Origin of the sequence: Saccharobesus litoralis, assembly GCF_003063625.1 — a bacterium.
GTDB lineage: Bacteria > Pseudomonadota > Gammaproteobacteria > Enterobacterales > Alteromonadaceae > Saccharobesus > Saccharobesus litoralis.
In genome coordinates, this window is sequence record NZ_CP026604.1 from 3362930 (window position 1) to 3379467 (window position 16538).

Below are 16538 nucleotides of genomic sequence, written 5' to 3' on the forward strand. Positions count from 1 at the left end.
AAGTCAAGCGGATGGTTTTTTGCTGTGTTTTGGTGCAGCTTGTCGTTTGCGGGTAAAATAGTGCAGCATGTTAAGATGCTGGGAATATTGTTTCGGCTTGTAAAACGCTATAGGCGCAGCATGATTTAATTCATACCGCGCATAATTGATATGTTAGGTTAAGGTGTCTGTGTTGAGTTTTATTTGAATAGCATAGGTTTCAGCTAACTGCAGGCCATTGTGGTAGGCATCTGGATAACGTACTTCCACTTGCTCCAGCTTTTTTGCGGCTGGTGTAAAGCCATGCTGCGATGCCAAATATAACCACGCGATAGCTGATTCAATATTTTGCTCTAAACCTTCACCAATAAAGTAGGCTCTACCTAACGCGCCCATAGCTTTTTCTTGCCCTTGCAGAGCCGCTTTTTCAAAGTATTGCGCCGCTTGAGTTAAGTCGCCTTGTTCACGTAAGTTGTAAGCTTGCTTAACCCATTGCTGGATATCTTGCTGAGTAGTTGGTTTTTTGCTGTTAGGCTCAAGGTCAACTTGATTTTCTTTTGCTGTGGGCTCGTTTGTTTGTGGGCTTGTGTGAGTACTGGTATGTTCGTTTGTCGTCTCGATTGTGTTGTCTGGTTGCGGCTCTGATGCAGTCTCACTAGAATTGATTGATGTCGAATCACTGACTTTATCTGATTGTGCTGATGGTTCGCTTGCCGACTGTTGTACTGTTTCTTGTCGCACTTTTTGTTGTTCTGCTGGAATAGACTGCTGTTGCTTGGGCAAGGTATCTGGCGTTTGTTGTGTTTCTTGAGTGTCTATTGGTCTAGTTGAGCGCGTATTTTCTTCAGTTGTTGTGCTTACTGTGTCAGGCGTTGATGATTGGGTTAGTGATTTTGTTTCCGGCGTAATATCTTTTTCTTCGCTAGGTGCTTCTTTGTCTCTTAGAGCTAGTACCACACTATCGTAACGATTATTCAATTGAGCAATGGTGGATTGCTGTGCGATAACTTGCTGTTGATAAAACTCAGTGTCACGTTCCAGTTTACTAATATGTTTATTTAACGCGTCAACTTGTTCACTTTGCGCTTGTTTTAAATCGGCAATATGACGGTTGTGATTGCGCTCTAAGTCGACAAGGCGTTGAGTATATTGGCTTTCAATATCTTGCTTGTGTTCGTCTTTTACTTGTTCAACTCGGTTGAACATGGTTTGCATACTTATTTCATATGCTCGACGTAGTTCATCGAACCAACGAAAAACGGCTCCTGGGATTTTTTCTTTTTCTACCGGATTTGATGAACTCGGAAATAAATTCACCAATTGTTTCTTATCAAGATAAAGAATGTCATCTTCGGAATGGGTGCGAATTGCTTCAGCATTATGCTTATATTTGTTGATGGTATCTAAAATAATGGCTTCTGAGGCGCCGGTGATCTCAGTCGCTTGTTCTAGGCTTATCCAATCTGGAGTTGGTGCTGCAATATCACTTTCCATTTTGCGTTGAGCTCTTTATTAAAATTAGCTGAGTGATGCGCGGAATATATAGTCTTCTCGCTCAGGTCTTATGGTTCATTGTCAGCGCTTACTCTCGACTTTGGCTCCTGCGTCGTCCTACTACCTAAATCCCTTTAGGCAGCTCCAATCACATAGTAGAGCATATGCTCATGGGGTCTCGAAGCTTGACGGCTTTGCCTACATGGATGTAGGTACTTAGGTTTCGTCTGGAACCAGAAACCTGCCCCTAAAACCTGATCGCTTTGACTATAGCAAATAAATTCAGTGAAAAGTAGCGCGTAAAGTTGGCTATAACTAGGATTGCTAACCAACTTATGCGATTTGGGTGATTAGGCTAACCTTTACATTACAAGAATGCTTCGGGTTCAAGTAGTAAACTATTCTTGCCACTCGTTGTAATTAACCCTGTGATCATTTTTTTCACTCGTGGATCAATCGCGCCTACATGCACTTCAAGGTCGTTTAGTACGCGTATTTCATCGTCTTCAACATGTAAAGAATCTTCAACATTATCAATGACAAAACCTAATGAAGGTTTACGGCCATCTATAGTAGTAAACACAGTAACAGGTTTGTAAGAACCATTAACTTGTTCACGTGCGGTTTCAAATAATCGACGCAGTGTTGCTAAAGTGGTAGTCCTTTCTGTGTGCAAAATCTTTAACGCTTGGTCTTTATCGCCGTCTTTATTTAACGACAGTAGATCGTTTGCCAGTGCATGTATACGTTTATGAGGCTCATCAAATTTTTTCAACACTTCTTGTAAGTCTTGATTGGTTGTTTTAAAGCTGTCGTACCATTTACCAAATTCACATTGATGAGGATCTGTCGCTTTGGTGAAGGGGCTATCATTTTTGATTGCGGCTTCTAAACTATTTAGCCATTCAATATGGTCATTTTCTCGAGCATGCAGCAAGTCGTTTAGCTCTTGGTTTAAATTTTGTGTCGACTTTTTATTCATCGCTATCCCTAAATCATAAATAGGAGTAGGGACGCCCATAAAGTCCTTGATTCCTAAAAACGAAGCATCTTCAGAAGGCACGCTCGTTTGGTCATTATCGAACTTTTCTGTAAGCAATATATTTAAAATGTTAAACGCGACAATACGATTGCCGACACGAAAATTGACAACTTCCATATGATTTCTTTAGCTTTTTATTAGAACCGATTATGCGTACTATAACTCTAGTAAAAGAATGGTAAAACACAATTTCTCATTTGTGTGAATAATAAAAAGGGATAGATTATGCGTTTGCTGTCTCCACTATGTTACGGCCCATTTGCGGCTATCTTGCTGTTTGTCGTTAGCTCGGCACTTGGCGTTAACTACCAAGTGAATATTACACTGGCTATTACTTTGCTTGTTGCGATTTGGTGGGTAACCGAGGCTTTGCCTATTCCTATAACGTCGCTAATCCCTTTTGCCTTATTCCCTTTATTTGGTGTGTTAAGCCATAAGCAAGCTGCAAGTGCCTTAGGTAGCCATGTTATTTTACTTTTGATGGGCGCTTTTATGTTATCCAAAGCGGTTGAAAAAAGTGGGGTTCATAAAAGGTTAGCTCTCACCTTAGTTAACAAACTCGGGGCTCAGAACCCTAAACGTATTGTGTTGGGTTTTATGCTTGCCGCCGCATTTTTGAGCATGTGGATCAGTAATACAGCAACAACCTTGATGCTACTACCGATAGCACTTGCAGTGGTGTCAAGTTCTGCCGATAAACGCTTTGCTGCAATTTTGTTACTGGCGATTGCCTATGCAGCGAATATTGGTGGAATGGGAACGCCGATTGGCACACCTCCTAATGTCATTTTTATGGGGGTGTACGAGCAACAAGTTGGGCAAACCATAAGTTTTTTAGATTGGATGATGATAGGTGTTCCTATTGTTGTATTGGCTATTCCGTGTGCGGCCTTGTGGTTAACCCGAGGGTTAACATTAAATGAGCCAATCCATTTACCAAAAGTTGGATTGTGGACCTTAGCGGAAAAGCGGGTGTTATTTGTTTTTGGATTAACGGCTTTCGCTTGGATATTTCGTCAAGCACCGTATGGCGGTTGGACAGGGTTACTTGATACTAAGCTGATTGGTGATAGTACGATTGCATTAGCCGCGGTTGTGGTTTTTATGTTGGTACCTAATGGCGAAACGCAAATTGATAAAAAAGGCAATCAGGTACAAGGGCGATTATTAGACTGGCAAACAGCCGCTAATATTCCTTGGGGCATGCTATTACTATTCGCTGGTGGTATTTGCATTGCAAAGGCATTTCAAGCTAGTGGTTTAAGTCAAATACTCGGTGATTATCTGTCTATGTTATCAACTTGGCCATTATTAGTCATGATAGGCTTAGTAGCATTGGCAGTGGTATTTTTAACTGAAGTCACCAGTAATACTGCAACTACCACTTTGTTAATGCCTGTGCTTGCTGTAGCTGGGGTGTCCGCGGGGATAGATCCGGTTTATCTTATGTTGCCGGCTGCGTTGGCGGCGAGTTGTGCTTTTATGTTGCCTGTGGCGACAGCGCCAAATGCTATCGTTTATAGTGCAGATAAATTCACAATTAAAACCATGGCTAGGGAAGGTTTCATTATTAATTTAATCATGACGTTAATTATTTCTTTTGTTTGTTTTACCTTGCTATAAATCGCAGATCGGCATAGACTTACTTTCGTTAATAAATTGTAACAAAATTGTTTTTGAATTATTGCGCAAATGCAGATAAAAACGGTGTGATTTTGAGATATATCTCACAAGCAAATTTTTTCTGCGTGTCTATACTTCAGAAACGTGCCACTTGGAAGGAAAAAATTATTATGCCTGGTTTGTTTAGTTTATTTGTATTATCGGTCGGTATTGTCGCAGCAACTGTTGTAATCAGTTATGTTTCTTCTGTGGTTCGACCAAGATTAAATCGTAACGCAAGTTTACAAGACGAATAAGCAGTAAAAATTTAGCACCACCACACCTCTACTTAGGATCCCTCTTTTGATAAGCAATACACCCACGGGTGTATTGCGTCTAAATTTTATATCTAAGGGGTTTTGAGTGCGACTGACAAAACATTAGTGAACTCAGAGCGTCGCTGGACTTGAGGTGAATTTGCAGAACCGAGTCTCTTAGGCAATGTCCCGTGTTTAGCTGCATCAATGATGCAGCTTTTTTTTGTCTTTGCTACACTTCAATCACCTCTATTTATCAAACTTATTTATGAAACAAACCTTAAGTTTTGAGCAAACTCGTGTACTGGGTGTCTTTTTAGAAAAAGAAGTGACCACGCCAGACCAATATCCACTATCAATTAATGGCATTACTACGGCTTGTAATCAAAAATCTAATCGTGAGCCTGTTGTTAGTTACTCAGAAGTTGAAGTACAAAACATTGTTGATGAATTAGTACAACTTCGTTTGTTGGCTGAAGCCTCAGATTCATCAGGGCGAGTGGCTAAGTATCGTCATCGTTTTGCTGGATCAGATTTTTCAGCTTATCCGTTTGATAAGGCTAAAGTGGCCATTATCTGTGTTTTATTTTTGCGGGGCCCGCAAACTCCTGGAGAATTAAGAACTCGAGCACAACGATTATACCCGTTTGCTGATGTCGGTCAGGTCGAAAGCATCTTAGAGCAGTTAGCTAATGAAGATGAACCCTTTATTGTCAAATTACCGCGAGAAGCGGGTAAACGGGAATCACGCTACGCGCATTTATTCAGCGGCGAGGTGAATTCGGCGGCTTCAGTCAGTGATGTTACTCCAGCGAGTAGCGGGTCTTCTAACGAGGAGCATGAGTTGAGGATCAGCCAATTAGAGCAAGAAGTAACTGAATTAAAAGCGCAATTAGCTGAGATAAAATCGGCTTTAGACTTGTAAAACCAGAACCGGATGTAGCGTATTGTTTAAGCTATAAATTTAGCTTGCTTCTGGTTGCCCTTGTGCCAAGTCATCAGTTGGTGGAGCAACAAAAACTTTTTTATAGGTATTAATGACGCCATCTTTCGTTAAAGGGGTCGTCATAATACCTTTTATCCCTTCTACTTTTGCACAACGCATAATGGCATCTTTGTTACGTGGTTTGGCCAGCATAATAAAGTTAAGTTCATGATCTTGCCCGCAGGTGCGATTAATTGATGACACTAAACTGACACCGTCGCTGTCCGGCAATTCCACGTTTATAATAACTAAATCAAAGTGTTCTTTTTCTATTCGTCCCATTGCCGAGCGGCCATTGGTGATAACAGTGACTTGCTGGGCCGATGCTTTAGCAATATTGCGGATTAACTGATGATTAGTGGGATCGTCATCAACCAACAATACTTTTTTATTTTTATATAAGGTTTGACTGGCAATCGCAGCGCGGCGTTTATCTTCAGGATCAGGCGGGATCTCAATCACATTATCGCCAAATTGATTTAATTCAGTAGAACCCCGTTGCCCTTGCTCATTGGCTAATCCTTGTTTTTGCTGTTGTGCTGTCTCTGTTGCCTGTGGTTTATTGTTTTCTGCCGCTTGCTGATTGGTTACTTGACTAGCGGGCGTTGGTTGGGCCGTTGTGGTTTTAGCACTTGTGGGAGGGTTATCAATTTCTGGCTGTGGGGCTGCATAGTCTTTATCGTTTAGGGCTTCTAAAGCCAATGACAGTAGGCGCAAAAGTTTGAGCTCTAAGGTTAATAATCGAGGTCTTAAATCGGCTGATTTAAAATGAGAAAACACTCTAATTAGTTTTTGAATATCTAGCGTTTGACTGATATTAGCCGTGTTACCTTGTTTAATATTGTTGATTGCAGTGACAACATCCTTATCTAATTTGTTTACCATATTCTCAAAGGTAGCCATGACCTCCTTTTTCTTACGCATGCCTGTATTAATACAGGATTGCAGTTGTTCATCAAAATTGCCTTCGTTTAATATGGGCTTTTCATCAAAGGTATGACCCAGCTCATTGAAAATATGCAAGATGATACTGAACAGTCGCTGAATATTGATTTTAGGTGTGACGACTAAATAGTTGTCGACTAAGCCTGCGGTATAGAGTTCAAATGCGTCATTTTCATCAGCCTTGTCGACTAGGAGAATAGCTTTTTGGTTAGTGATAAGTTTTTTTGGTGCTTGATTTAATAGCTCACCGTACGTAATGAGGGCGTCACTCATCGACGTGCAATGCAATAAAACAACCCGAGTTTTGCCTTGCATAAAGAGGTTTAAAAATGCTTTAACCGCATTAACACAAACGGCTTGTGGAAACTTTGTTTGTACATGTTGAAAAAAGCCGTCCTTTGCTTGCTCAACGTCTGTGTACAATATAATCTCGGGTATCGCAGACATAGCAAACCTTTAAAATAGGGATTCTTTAATTGTAGAAAAAAGCCTGAAATTTGCGAATCTTCAATCGTAAAACACCCAGTAATAGAGCTAAAGTCATGTGTTTTTAATTGGTGTTCGATATTTCTAAGCTTTACACTTTATTGAAATAAGCTAAGGCTATGTTTTAACAATTTTTTAATTTAATTTCAAAAATAATGTAATAGGTTTGTATATGCAGGTTCAGGTTGTTGACTATCAAGCAGCAGATGCGCCACAACAATTTACTCAATCTCTTCGTGAAACTGGGTTTGGTGTACTGATTAATCATCCCATTAGCCAAGCTCGAGTCGCTGCAATTTATGCTAATTGGCAAGCTTTTTTTAATTCCAACACTAAACAGCAATATAGCTATAACCCTAGTACCTATGACGGATTTTTTTCAACTGCGCATGCCGAAGCGGCAAAAGGCAGTAAAATTGCTGATTTAAAGGAGTACTATCATGTGTATCCTTGGGGGCGAATTCCGCCAGAATTAAAAGACGAAATTTTAGAATACTATCGTTCTACCTCGGCGCTGGCGGCCGAACTATTGGCTTGGGTTGAAGAATATAGTCCTGCAGAGGTTAAAGCGAATTACTCGGAACCATTACCAAATATGATTAAAGATACCCCTAATACACTGCTGCGTGTTTTGCATTATCCGCCGTTAACTAGCGAGCAGTTTGCTGGTATGAAAGATAACGCTATTCGTGCCGCCGCGCATGAGGATATTAATTTGCTGACCATTTTGCCTGCTGCCAATGAGCCTGGTCTGCAAGTTAAAGATAGACAAGGCAATTGGTTAGATGTACCAAACGACTTTGGCAGTTTAATCATTAATATTGGTGATATGTTGCAAGAAGCGTCTAATGGCTATTATCCGTCTACCAGTCATAGAGTGGTCAATCCGCAAGGGGCTGATATGAGTAAATCCCGCATATCTTTACCTTTATTTTTACACCCACGTAGTGAAGTGAAGTTGTCCGAGCGATATACGCAGGCGAGCTACTTGCAAGAGCGCCTTGCTGAATTAGAAGATAAAGAAGATTAAACGTGAAGCTGGTTAAACAAATTGTTATTTCTCTGCTCATTGTCGGTTTGATATTTGCTGGCGCATTATTAGTTAACTTTTTAATGGAAGATGGCGCGTTTTTATTTAAGGCAAGCCCAGGTAGTCAATCGCCATTAAGCAGTCCCTTTACTTGGATTTTTGTCATTGTTGGTGTGCTTTGGGGCGTGGTGGCTAAATGGCGCAAAAAACGTTACGAGAAGAATTTTGAAGCCTCATTAAAGCAATCCATTAAACAGGCTCAGCAGCATAAAAAAGACGCATTGAATAAATCCAACTCGCTTTAATTCAGAGTCATTGGGGAATTTGCAACGATGCAAGGGGCGTTAGCTAGATAAAAAACCTTTGCTCCTCTGCATCCCCGCTCTCTCTATATATATGAATATAATAGACGCCTACATCGCTATCGCTTGCACGATATAACGTTGTTCGGTATTGCGCTGGTTGGATTGAAATGGATAGCAAGTAATTAAAGTTAGTCGCATATCCTGTTCAATTTGAAACCAAGAAATATCACTCTGATGCACCACGTCAATATGGGTAATTTTATAATCAAACTCGACACCATTGGCACTTTGTAACGACAGCTGGTCGCCAATTTGACTGGTTTGTAGTTGACTAAAATGGCTGTCGTTGTGGGCGGCGATCACCGTATTGCCAAATTGATTCGGGGTTGCACTATCTTGTTTCCAGCCTGGGCCAAATGCCATGGTGCGGCCATTCATGCCAGATAATACTATCCAACTGTCTTGGGTCCTATGATTGATTAACTTGGCAACAGGGTATGTATCAGCCCACGACCAAGGCTTATGTTCGGCGCCGTCATCCAAGGTTTGCTGCCAAGATTGATGCAATAGCATTTGCGCCACTTGCGCTTTACCAAAAAGGTAAGCCGCTTCACCACCAATAAATAAGCCGACAATGAGTCCTAGGTAAATCAACCATTTTAGTATTTTAGTTAGCATGGTTTTGTCCTTGAGGTTGTTTATCGCAGGCTAATTTCGCTTTTAATTTGTGCCTTAGCCAAAGTAGTAATGAACAAAAAACTAATATTAAAAAAGCTAAATTGAGTGAGGCTTGCAAGCCTAAAGCGGTTTGCGGTAAGCGTTGGCCACTTGGCAAACTATTCGCAATACGTTTTTCGCTAGCGGGAATAGAATTGGGTCGGCTGACTTGCTGCTCGACAGCGACAAAACTGGTAAATGGCGTAACGAGTCGATAGTTAAGTCCTAAATTGGTGATCTGGTGCTTAAGTTGTTCTCGATCACCGCCTAGCATCATTTGTTGATTTAGGTTGGCGACCTGTTTTTTTGCCCATACGCTAGCCAGAGCAGGGATAGGCAGTTTTGTGGTTTGCGCGCTTGCCGTGGCTAAATGACCTGTCGATTGATTTATCAAATCGGGTAAATACTGTTGCCAATCCGTTTGTTGGTATCGCCCTGATAGTGTGGCGTCATGGGGTTGCACTCCATTTTTTTCAGAGGCTCTAATGTCAATGAAGCTGTTGTCCGCAACGCTGCTATCAATAACATAGTTAAGAACAACAGGCTGGCCGCGATAAACATCCGGTATCGGGTTAGGGGTAACGTCGATAGAAGCTTGGCTTTGTGCCAGAGTAAACTCCAGATCAGTTAATACAGGGCTGCGTAGTTTAGTAAATAATTTAGTCAATTCCGTTGGTAGATGTTTACTGCTAGCAATAAAGTGGTAACTGCCACGGCCTAGTTCTGCGGCTTGTTTCATGAAGTAACGATTGGGTGCGCTCCCTAAGCCCACGGTAAAAAGTCGTTTATTGCCAATTTTATGTTCTATGCTTTGAAACAGTTCAGCTTCGTTGCCGACAGAGCCGTCGGTTAAAAATACAATTTGCGCTAATAATTCTGAGTCTGCTTGCTCATGAACTAAAGGTAAACGAGAGCTGGGCGGGGTTAATGCTAAATCGAGCGCATCGGCAATATTGGTGCCGCCTTCGGCTTTTAAGCTCGCCACATGGCGCCAAGCTTGTTGTTTATTCTTACTGTTAGCCAGTACCGGCTGATGAAATAATTGAGCCGCCATAGAATTAAACATGATCACTTGGAATTTATCTTGTGCGGTTAATGAGGTTAGGGCTTGTTTAAATGCGAGTTTCGCTTGGTTTAGTGAGTCGCCCGCCATAGAGCCAGATGTATCGAGTACAAACGTCAGTTCTCTGGGTTGTAGGGTTTCATCTGACGGATCGCTAGTAACGTCTGGCATTATCATCAATAAGCCATACAGTTTATTGTCATAATGTTGATTGAAGTTAAGCACTGTGGGTAAATCTTGATTTTCGTAGCGCCAAACCAGCGTAAAGTCTTTATCGGGTTGGTGATCATCTAACCGTAACTGATATTCGCCGTGCGCGCGCTCTGTCATCATTACTGAATGATTTAAACTGCGAAAGCGACTTAAACGTGCACCGGCATTTAAATTAACTCGCAAGTCGATCTTTTGTTCGGCTGGCGCTTGTAGGGTAAACGCCATATGCGGTAGAGGTGAATTGTCAGTGTTAGATGCGGTTTCAGATTCTGTTTCAGGATCTATTATGTGCTGCTGAAAAGTGGGTTGTTGGTGCTCGTCATTTGGCATATAGCGCGGTGTAATTGTCATGGGAAAGGTTAATGAAAATTCACCGCTATCGAACTTTACTGACTCAAAATACACCAGCTCAACTTCAATTGTTTCGTGCGGGGCAATATTGGCGAGTTTAGTCGTAAACAAATTGGGGCGGTGTTGGCTCAATAAAGCGGCTTTTTTGCCATCGCGTTTGGCTTGTTCAAAGGTGCGTTTGGCTGCCGTTTTGGTTTTTATTTCCCCTACTATGACGCGTTCGCCAATCGTTATTTGTAAATGACTTACTGCAGCGTCCGTCGGCAGTGGAAATACGTACACAGCATGCTGCCAATCGTCACTGGCGTTAGTAAAACGCTGCTTTAATTGTGTCGTGGATACAACACCTTGGATAGTCATGTTGACTTGAGTTTGCACGGTTGGCGCTTGCCAATACAAAGGCGGTTGAGCAGGTTGTTGTGAGTTTGTGTTAGCCACTTTGGCTTCAAACAGTAATTGACTGCTTTTGACTTGGTCTAGTGAAAGCCATGCTTGGTTGGTTTTCGGGTTAACGCGTTGGCTATTTACGGTTTCGTCAGCCCAAGCCAGACCAATAATGGTTGCGCCGAGTAACCAAATACTAATGATGATAAGGGTTTTAAGTGCTCGCATATTTGTAATCCCTATTTTGTATCCCACTATAGTAGTGGTCGTTCACCCTGAGCCGACTATGTGAGTGGAGATCAGTTAGCGCAGTATGCTCAGTGTGAACGGTATTGCTCTAGCTACATCGCTTTGACATTTAGGTAGCGACGAGTGAGGCTGAAAATAGCCGAGGCCGATGCAACCCTGCATCTTGTAGCATCGTGCTATGAAAGGCGACATCCTTGTCTGCGCACTCACTAATCGTTTGCTGCTGTCACTAAGCTTTTCGGCTGCAATTTGATTTCGACACGGCGGTCAAAAAAGTCATTTTGGTACGTTTGTTTTTCAAATAAAGGTGACGATTCGCCATAAGCTTGGGTTGAGATATTGGCTTGATTAACGCCGAGTTCTACCAATAGCTGTTTGACCGCAGCAACTCGTTTTTTCGATAAATCTAAATTCACTGCAGCATCTCCCGTGCGGTCGGCATAGCCTGACAGCTTGACTTGTAAATCTGGATTTTGCTTAACTAAGCTGGCTATTTGGCCAATTGGTTTAGCATAGATAGCCTGTACATCGTTTGAACCGCTGGTAAATTGTAAATCTAGCTTTAAGTCTTCAATGACTTCGGCTGCGGCTAAGGTTTGTGATACTTGACGTAATTGATGATGCAAATCTTGGTTTTGATTGTTTAACGATTGTACATTGCGGTGTAGCTGCTGGTTTTTGGCGTGCGAACTTGACAGTGCTAATTTAGAATCGGATAGGTTTTGCTCTAAACCTTGTTTTTCTATGGCGTTACTTTCGAGTGTGCCGATTAACGTGCCAAATACACCACCGAGAATGCCACCCAGTGGGCCGCCAACAATAGCGCCAACCGTGGCACCGCCGCCAAAACCAATCAATTGATTCTTTTCCATTATCTGTTGATTGCTTTGGTTTTCATTGGCGCTGGCAGTGAAAACAGGGGCTGTGCTTAATGCTAAGATTAGGCTAGAAGTCATAAGTGCTTTTTTCATTGTTCGTTCCTCAAATCATCTTGGTTTAGTTAAACGAGGCAATTCGATTTAGTTGCTGTGCCTCGCTGACGGAATTAATTAAACAACGTCGACATGGCGATTTTCAGGATGAAAAAAGGCAATGCTGGGGGCAATTATGGCGAAAAAATGGCAATGTGCCTTGGGGGCTATTTTTGCGCAATTAATTCGGTATAGTGCAGGCAGTTGAAACAAAAAAATAAGGTTATCGCGACATGAGTCAAAGGATCGCCATAGTTGAAGATGAACAAGCCATCAGAGAAAACTATGCTGAAATGCTAACCAAGCAAGGTTACCAAGTGCAAACATATAGCAATCGTAAACAAGCGATGGCGGCATTTGCTGAGCGCCTACCTGATCTGGCTATTATTGATATAGGCTTAGAAGATGAAATCGATGGTGGCTTTATTTTATGCCAAGCCTTACGCCAAATGTCGGGGTCATTGCCTATTATTTTTTTAACCGCTCGCGACAATGATTTTGATACTGTTAGTGGCTTGCGCATGGGCGCAGATGATTATTTAACTAAAGACATTAGCATGCCACATATGATTGCCCGCATTGCCGCCTTATTCCGACGCATTGAAGCGGTAAGTGAACCCAAAGAGCAAGATGAAATAATACAGTGTGGGCCATTACAAATGGCCTTAGACCGTATGACAACCAGTTGGAACGGCCAACTCATCGATTTAACCGTAACCGAATTTTGGATGATTTATTCATTAGCCAAATCACCGGGTCATGTGAAAAATCGCCAGCAATTAATGCAAGACGCCAAAGTGTATGTCGATGACAGTACCATTACCTCGCACGTAAAGCGTATTCGTAAAAAATTCATGGCAGTGGATGGGGCGTTTGATTGTATTGATACTGTGTACGGTATGGGATATCGATGGAAAGCTTAATCTACTTCGTGGCAAGAAATTATGCTGCATTGTCTGCGCCTCGCGCCATCCTCACCCAGTGTAGGCGAGCCTTTAGGCTTGCAACCGGAAAAATTAATCAAGGTTTTAAGGCTAAAGCCTCTTCTACAAGAATAAACACATCAATGTGTCGCTCTTCAATGGTAAAACAACAATGAAACCCTCTCGCTTGCGCTTCGGCCTACGTTTTAAATTACTCTTGATGTCGGGATTTTTGTTTGCCATTCCTATGTTGGGTTACGAATATGTGTGGGAAATGGAAAAATACTTGCGCATTGGTCAAGAGAAAACCCTAATGGGTACAGTACGTGCCGTAGCAACCGCCTTGCATGAAAGGCCTACGTTATTTGATAGCCAAGCGAGTTATCTGCCTAGTGTGCAACAAGGCCGAGACCTGTATGCTTATCCGATTAATAATCCTATTCGGCTCGATGGGCAATTAAACGATTGGCAAGATAAGCAAAGGGCACTGGAATACAGCGACGACTATATTATTGAAGGAAAGGGACACTATAATCCCGATTCATTGCGCTTTAAGCATATGGTCGGCAAGTATAAAAACTATCTGTATAGCTATTTTGAAGTGATAGATGAAGAAGTTATCTATCGGCCCAAAAATACGTTGAAAGTTGATGTGAATGATTTGCTGCAATTGGCGTTTGTTACCCAAAGCGGAGAATTTAAACGCTACTTAATAGCGACATCCAAAGAAGGCTGGCTAACCCCGTTTGAACTTAAAACAGATGTTGATTCTAATGTGCCATTGCAGCCAGAGCCACGAATTCAAGGTGCTTGGCGGCAAACAGCACAGGGCTACAATATTGAGTTACGTATTCCGTTAGATTTTCTTGGCAGCCAATTGAGCTTTGCCATTACCGACTTTGATAAACATGCCGCGCATCAACAAAAAGTCACCTTGGGCACGGCTGATTTTAAAAATCCTGATAAATTGGGCACGATATTAGTGCCATCCCCAGAAATAGCTAAAATCGTCAAAGGCCTAGGTCATACACAATCGAGAATTTGGGTGGTTGATCAGCATAGCCGCGTATTGGCACAATCGGGCGATATTAAGTATTCGGCCGGTTTGTGGGGACAATTTTCCACTCAAGCAAAATCCGAATCATGGTTTTCACCTGTTCAAGATTGGTTAAGCTCTATTTATTATCAAATTCTCACTAAGCCACCGACAGATTTTACTGATGTACTCTACGATGAGGCGCAATTACAAGGATCGCATATCCACAAAGCATTGAAAGGAGAAGCTGCCACAACATGGCGATTAACTACTGATAGAAAGGCGTTAATTTTATCAGCTGCCCATCCGATCATTTCAGATGGCGCAGTGATGGGCGCCGTGATAGCCGAAGAAACGACTAATGGTATTCGTACTTTGCGAAATCAGGCATTAGAAAAGTTATTTAATGTTATTTTGGCTGTGATGGTATTAGGTACGCTTGCCTTGTTTTTATTCGCGTCGCGGATTTCATTTCGCATCCGCGCATTACGCAATCAAACCGAAACGGCGATTGACGAACAGGGTAAAATTTTACACCCCATTGCGCCAACCAAGGCCAGCGATGAAATTGGCGATCTGCAACGCTCATTTGCCGATATGGTCGAAAGGCTAGGGCAATACACTCAATATTTACAAGGTATGTCGAGTAGGTTGTCACACGAATTACGTACACCTGTTGCCGTGGTGCGATCTTCATTAGAATCATTAAGTATGGATTCTGAACAAGCAGCCAATAGTGTGTATATGCAGCGAGCACAGGAAGGCGTAAGTCGGTTATCTACTATTTTAACTATGATGAGCGAAGCGACACGCTTAGAACAGACCATTGCTAACAATGACAAAGTCAGTTATCCAATACTGGAGGTGGTTAATGGTTGTGTTCAGGGTTATCAATTAATGCACCCCAAGCAAAAGTTTGAAATGATAATTAATGTTGCAGAACAAACCTTGGTTAATGGCGTACCTGAACTTTTTGCTCAATTGTTAGATAAGCTCGTGGCTAATGCTATGGAGTTTGCACAAGTCGATTCTGCTATCGTGATAACCGCTCAACAAGAAAACGAAAACGTGCTTGTTATCGTGGCGAACCAAGGCCCCTTGTTGCCGGCGGCTATGCAACACAGGTTATTCGATTCCATGGTATCGGTCAGAAGCGATGAAAAGCAAGAGCAGCCTCATTTGGGCTTAGGCTTATATATTGCTCGATTAATTGCAGAATTTCATAATGGGTCTATTGTTATTAACAACAATGAGCTAGCGAATGGAGTCGATGCTATCGTGACTATTCCTCTCGCCAATTCAGCACAAAACTAGGTAAATATTCACCAAGCGTTGGCTGAATACGTATGCAGTTAACTATTTGTTAACATGGCCTTGTTGCGCTTATGCCTAGCCGTTATTATTTAAATTCACTCTGGTGAAAAATAGGCCATTCAACAAGTCGGTAAGGCTGTTGTTGTAAGTTACTAAAGAGGTAAATGGAATGAAGGTAATATCTAAGCTGTCCATAGCAATATTGACTGTGATGTTAAGCCTGTCTTGTAATGCTAAAACCCCTATCATTTATCTCAATGTTGACGAACCAAAAGATAAGTATCATACCGACTTACTTAAATTCTTATTTAAAGACTCTACTAAATATGAATTAGTACCTAATAGTGGCCCGTTAACGGAATCACGCCAACATGCCGAGTTGAATAGCGGTGAGCTGACAGTGGCTGCTTTTGCCGCTGGTGTGGATATTGAACAGCGCTTGTTGCCGATCCGTATTCCTATATTAAAGGGGCTATTAGGCCATCGAATTTTTATTATTCGAGATGGAGAACAGCATCGATTTTCAGGTATTGGTTCTTTCAGTGATTTAACCCGTTTTAAGGCCGGTCAGGGCAAATTTTGGTCAGATACTAAGATATTATTAAGTGCCGGCATTCCGACCGTCGCCACCAATAAATACAATAATTTATTTTATATGCTCGAAGGTGGGCGCTTTGATTATTTCCCGCGGGCTGTGCATGAGCCTTTTTCTGAAATATCGTCGCGCCGCGAATTAAATTTAGCGGTTGAGCCAGATATCATGTTGGTTTATCCGTTGCCATTGTATTTATTTGTGGGGCAGCAGAACACTGAATTGGCGCAAGACATACACACATTGCTTGAAACTGCGATTGCAGACGGTAGTTTTGATGAGTTCTTTTTTTCTTATCCTCTAATTGTGGAATTACTGAAAAAAGCTAACTTGAAAAATAGAAAAGTGTTTCGAGTTGACAATCCACACTTACCGGCGGAAACACCGTTGCAACGTAAAGAGTTTTGGCTTGATATTAATAAAATTACCATTTAATTCGCTCACCCTTTAGTCAAAGTGATCAGGTTTTAGGGGAAGCTGTCGAGCTTCGAGACCCCATGAGCATATGCTCGATTATGTGATTGGGGCGAGTAAGCAATG

General features: G+C 41.9%; 14 protein-coding genes. 8 read left to right on the plus strand and 6 right to left on the minus strand.

Annotation, left to right across the window (positions count from 1 at the left end; genetic code table 11):
* Positions 1 to 153 precede the first annotated feature (153 nt).
* Positions 154 to 1473, minus strand: coding sequence for a tetratricopeptide repeat protein (locus tag C2869_RS12130; RefSeq protein WP_108603184.1), 1320 nt, complete (start codon positions 1471 to 1473; stop codon positions 154 to 156).
* A gap of 367 nt (positions 1474 to 1840) precedes the next feature.
* Positions 1841 to 2632 carry a CZB domain-containing protein gene (locus tag C2869_RS12135; protein WP_108603185.1) on the minus strand — a complete coding sequence of 264 codons (792 nt, stop codon included), beginning with the start codon at positions 2630 to 2632 and terminating at the stop codon, positions 1841 to 1843.
* 108 nt (positions 2633 to 2740) lie between these two features.
* Between C2869_RS12135 and C2869_RS12140 the strand changes: the two genes are divergently transcribed.
* The 3 genes from C2869_RS12140 (at position 2741) to C2869_RS12145 (ending at position 5359) form a co-directional block, all read left to right on the plus strand.
* The gene (locus C2869_RS12140) at positions 2741 to 4138 is read left to right on the plus strand and encodes an SLC13 family permease (RefSeq protein WP_108603186.1); all 1398 of its coding nucleotides are present in this window, start codon (positions 2741 to 2743) and stop codon (positions 4136 to 4138) included.
* A gap of 170 nt (positions 4139 to 4308) precedes the next feature.
* On the plus strand, positions 4309 to 4434 hold the full coding sequence (locus C2869_RS22990) for a hypothetical protein (RefSeq protein ID WP_268958749.1): 126 nt from the start codon (positions 4309 to 4311) through the stop codon (positions 4432 to 4434).
* 268 nt (positions 4435 to 4702) lie between these two features.
* Positions 4703 to 5359: a YceH family protein gene (locus tag C2869_RS12145; RefSeq protein WP_108603187.1), complete on the plus strand. Its 657-nt coding sequence runs from the start codon at positions 4703 to 4705 to the stop codon at positions 5357 to 5359.
* 39 nt (positions 5360 to 5398) lie between these two features.
* Here C2869_RS12145 and C2869_RS12150 read toward each other — a convergent pair whose 3' ends face one another.
* The gene (locus tag C2869_RS12150) at positions 5399 to 6811 is read right to left on the minus strand and encodes a response regulator (protein WP_108603188.1); all 1413 of its coding nucleotides are present in this window, start codon (positions 6809 to 6811) and stop codon (positions 5399 to 5401) included.
* A 211-nt stretch (positions 6812 to 7022) separates the two neighbouring features.
* On the opposite strand from C2869_RS12150, the gene C2869_RS12155 reads away from it, so the two are divergent.
* On the plus strand, positions 7023 to 7880 hold the full coding sequence (locus C2869_RS12155) for an isopenicillin N synthase family dioxygenase (protein WP_108603189.1): 858 nt from the start codon (positions 7023 to 7025) through the stop codon (positions 7878 to 7880).
* Between the two features lie 2 nt (positions 7881 to 7882).
* The gene (locus C2869_RS12160) at positions 7883 to 8185 is read left to right on the plus strand and encodes a hypothetical protein (RefSeq protein ID WP_108603190.1); all 303 of its coding nucleotides are present in this window, start codon (positions 7883 to 7885) and stop codon (positions 8183 to 8185) included.
* A gap of 108 nt (positions 8186 to 8293) precedes the next feature.
* Here C2869_RS12160 and C2869_RS12165 read toward each other — a convergent pair whose 3' ends face one another.
* The 3 genes from C2869_RS12165 to pdsO all read right to left on the minus strand — a co-directional run bounded on the left by C2869_RS12165 (position 8294) and on the right by pdsO (position 12133).
* A complete protein-coding gene (locus C2869_RS12165; RefSeq protein ID WP_108603191.1) occupies positions 8294 to 8863 on the minus strand; it encodes a class GN sortase in 570 nt (189 codons plus the stop codon).
* Entirely contained in the window at positions 8853 to 11141 is a 2289-nt protein-coding gene (locus tag C2869_RS12170; protein ID WP_108603192.1) for a marine proteobacterial sortase target protein, read from the minus strand. The genes C2869_RS12165 and C2869_RS12170 overlap by 11 nt, the downstream gene beginning before the upstream one ends.
* 230 nt (positions 11142 to 11371) lie before the next feature.
* A complete protein-coding gene (gene pdsO, locus C2869_RS12175; RefSeq protein WP_108603193.1) occupies positions 11372 to 12133 on the minus strand; it encodes a sortase-associated OmpA-like protein PdsO in 762 nt (253 codons plus the stop codon).
* Between the two features lie 233 nt (positions 12134 to 12366).
* Here pdsO and pdsR point away from each other — a divergent pair, with 233 nt between their 5' ends.
* The 3 genes from pdsR (at position 12367) to C2869_RS12190 (ending at position 16433) form a co-directional block, all read left to right on the plus strand.
* Positions 12367 to 13056: a proteobacterial dedicated sortase system response regulator gene (gene pdsR / locus C2869_RS12180; protein ID WP_108603194.1), complete on the plus strand. Its 690-nt coding sequence runs from the start codon at positions 12367 to 12369 to the stop codon at positions 13054 to 13056.
* 172 nt (positions 13057 to 13228) lie between these two features.
* Entirely contained in the window at positions 13229 to 15406 is a 2178-nt protein-coding gene (gene pdsS / locus C2869_RS12185; protein WP_108603195.1) for a proteobacterial dedicated sortase system histidine kinase, read from the plus strand.
* Positions 15407 to 15575: 169 nt separating this feature from the next.
* Positions 15576 to 16433, plus strand: coding sequence for a diguanylate cyclase (locus C2869_RS12190; RefSeq protein WP_108603196.1), 858 nt, complete (start codon positions 15576 to 15578; stop codon positions 16431 to 16433).
* The last annotated feature ends 105 nt before the right edge of the window (positions 16434 to 16538 follow it).

Coding starts and splice junctions, on each gene's coding strand:
- C2869_RS12130 (WP_108603184.1), bottom strand. CDS start 1,473: ATGGAAAGTGATATTGCAGCACCAACTCCAGATTGGATAAGCCTAGAA.
- C2869_RS12135 (WP_108603185.1), bottom strand. CDS start 2,632: ATGGAAGTTGTCAATTTTCGTGTCGGCAATCGTATTGTCGCGTTTAAC.
- C2869_RS12140 (WP_108603186.1), top strand. CDS start 2,741: ATGCGTTTGCTGTCTCCACTATGTTACGGCCCATTTGCGGCTATCTTG.
- C2869_RS22990 (WP_268958749.1), top strand. CDS start 4,309: ATGCCTGGTTTGTTTAGTTTATTTGTATTATCGGTCGGTATTGTCGCA.
- C2869_RS12145 (WP_108603187.1), top strand. CDS start 4,703: ATGAAACAAACCTTAAGTTTTGAGCAAACTCGTGTACTGGGTGTCTTT.
- C2869_RS12150 (WP_108603188.1), bottom strand. CDS start 6,811: ATGTCTGCGATACCCGAGATTATATTGTACACAGACGTTGAGCAAGCA.
- C2869_RS12155 (WP_108603189.1), top strand. CDS start 7,023: ATGCAGGTTCAGGTTGTTGACTATCAAGCAGCAGATGCGCCACAACAA.
- C2869_RS12165 (WP_108603191.1), bottom strand. CDS start 8,863: ATGCTAACTAAAATACTAAAATGGTTGATTTACCTAGGACTCATTGTC.
- C2869_RS12170 (WP_108603192.1), bottom strand. CDS start 11,141: ATGCGAGCACTTAAAACCCTTATCATCATTAGTATTTGGTTACTCGGC.
- pdsO (WP_108603193.1), bottom strand. CDS start 12,133: ATGAAAAAAGCACTTATGACTTCTAGCCTAATCTTAGCATTAAGCACA.
- pdsR (WP_108603194.1), top strand. CDS start 12,367: ATGAGTCAAAGGATCGCCATAGTTGAAGATGAACAAGCCATCAGAGAA.
- pdsS (WP_108603195.1), top strand. CDS start 13,229: ATGAAACCCTCTCGCTTGCGCTTCGGCCTACGTTTTAAATTACTCTTG.
- C2869_RS12190 (WP_108603196.1), top strand. CDS start 15,576: ATGAAGGTAATATCTAAGCTGTCCATAGCAATATTGACTGTGATGTTA.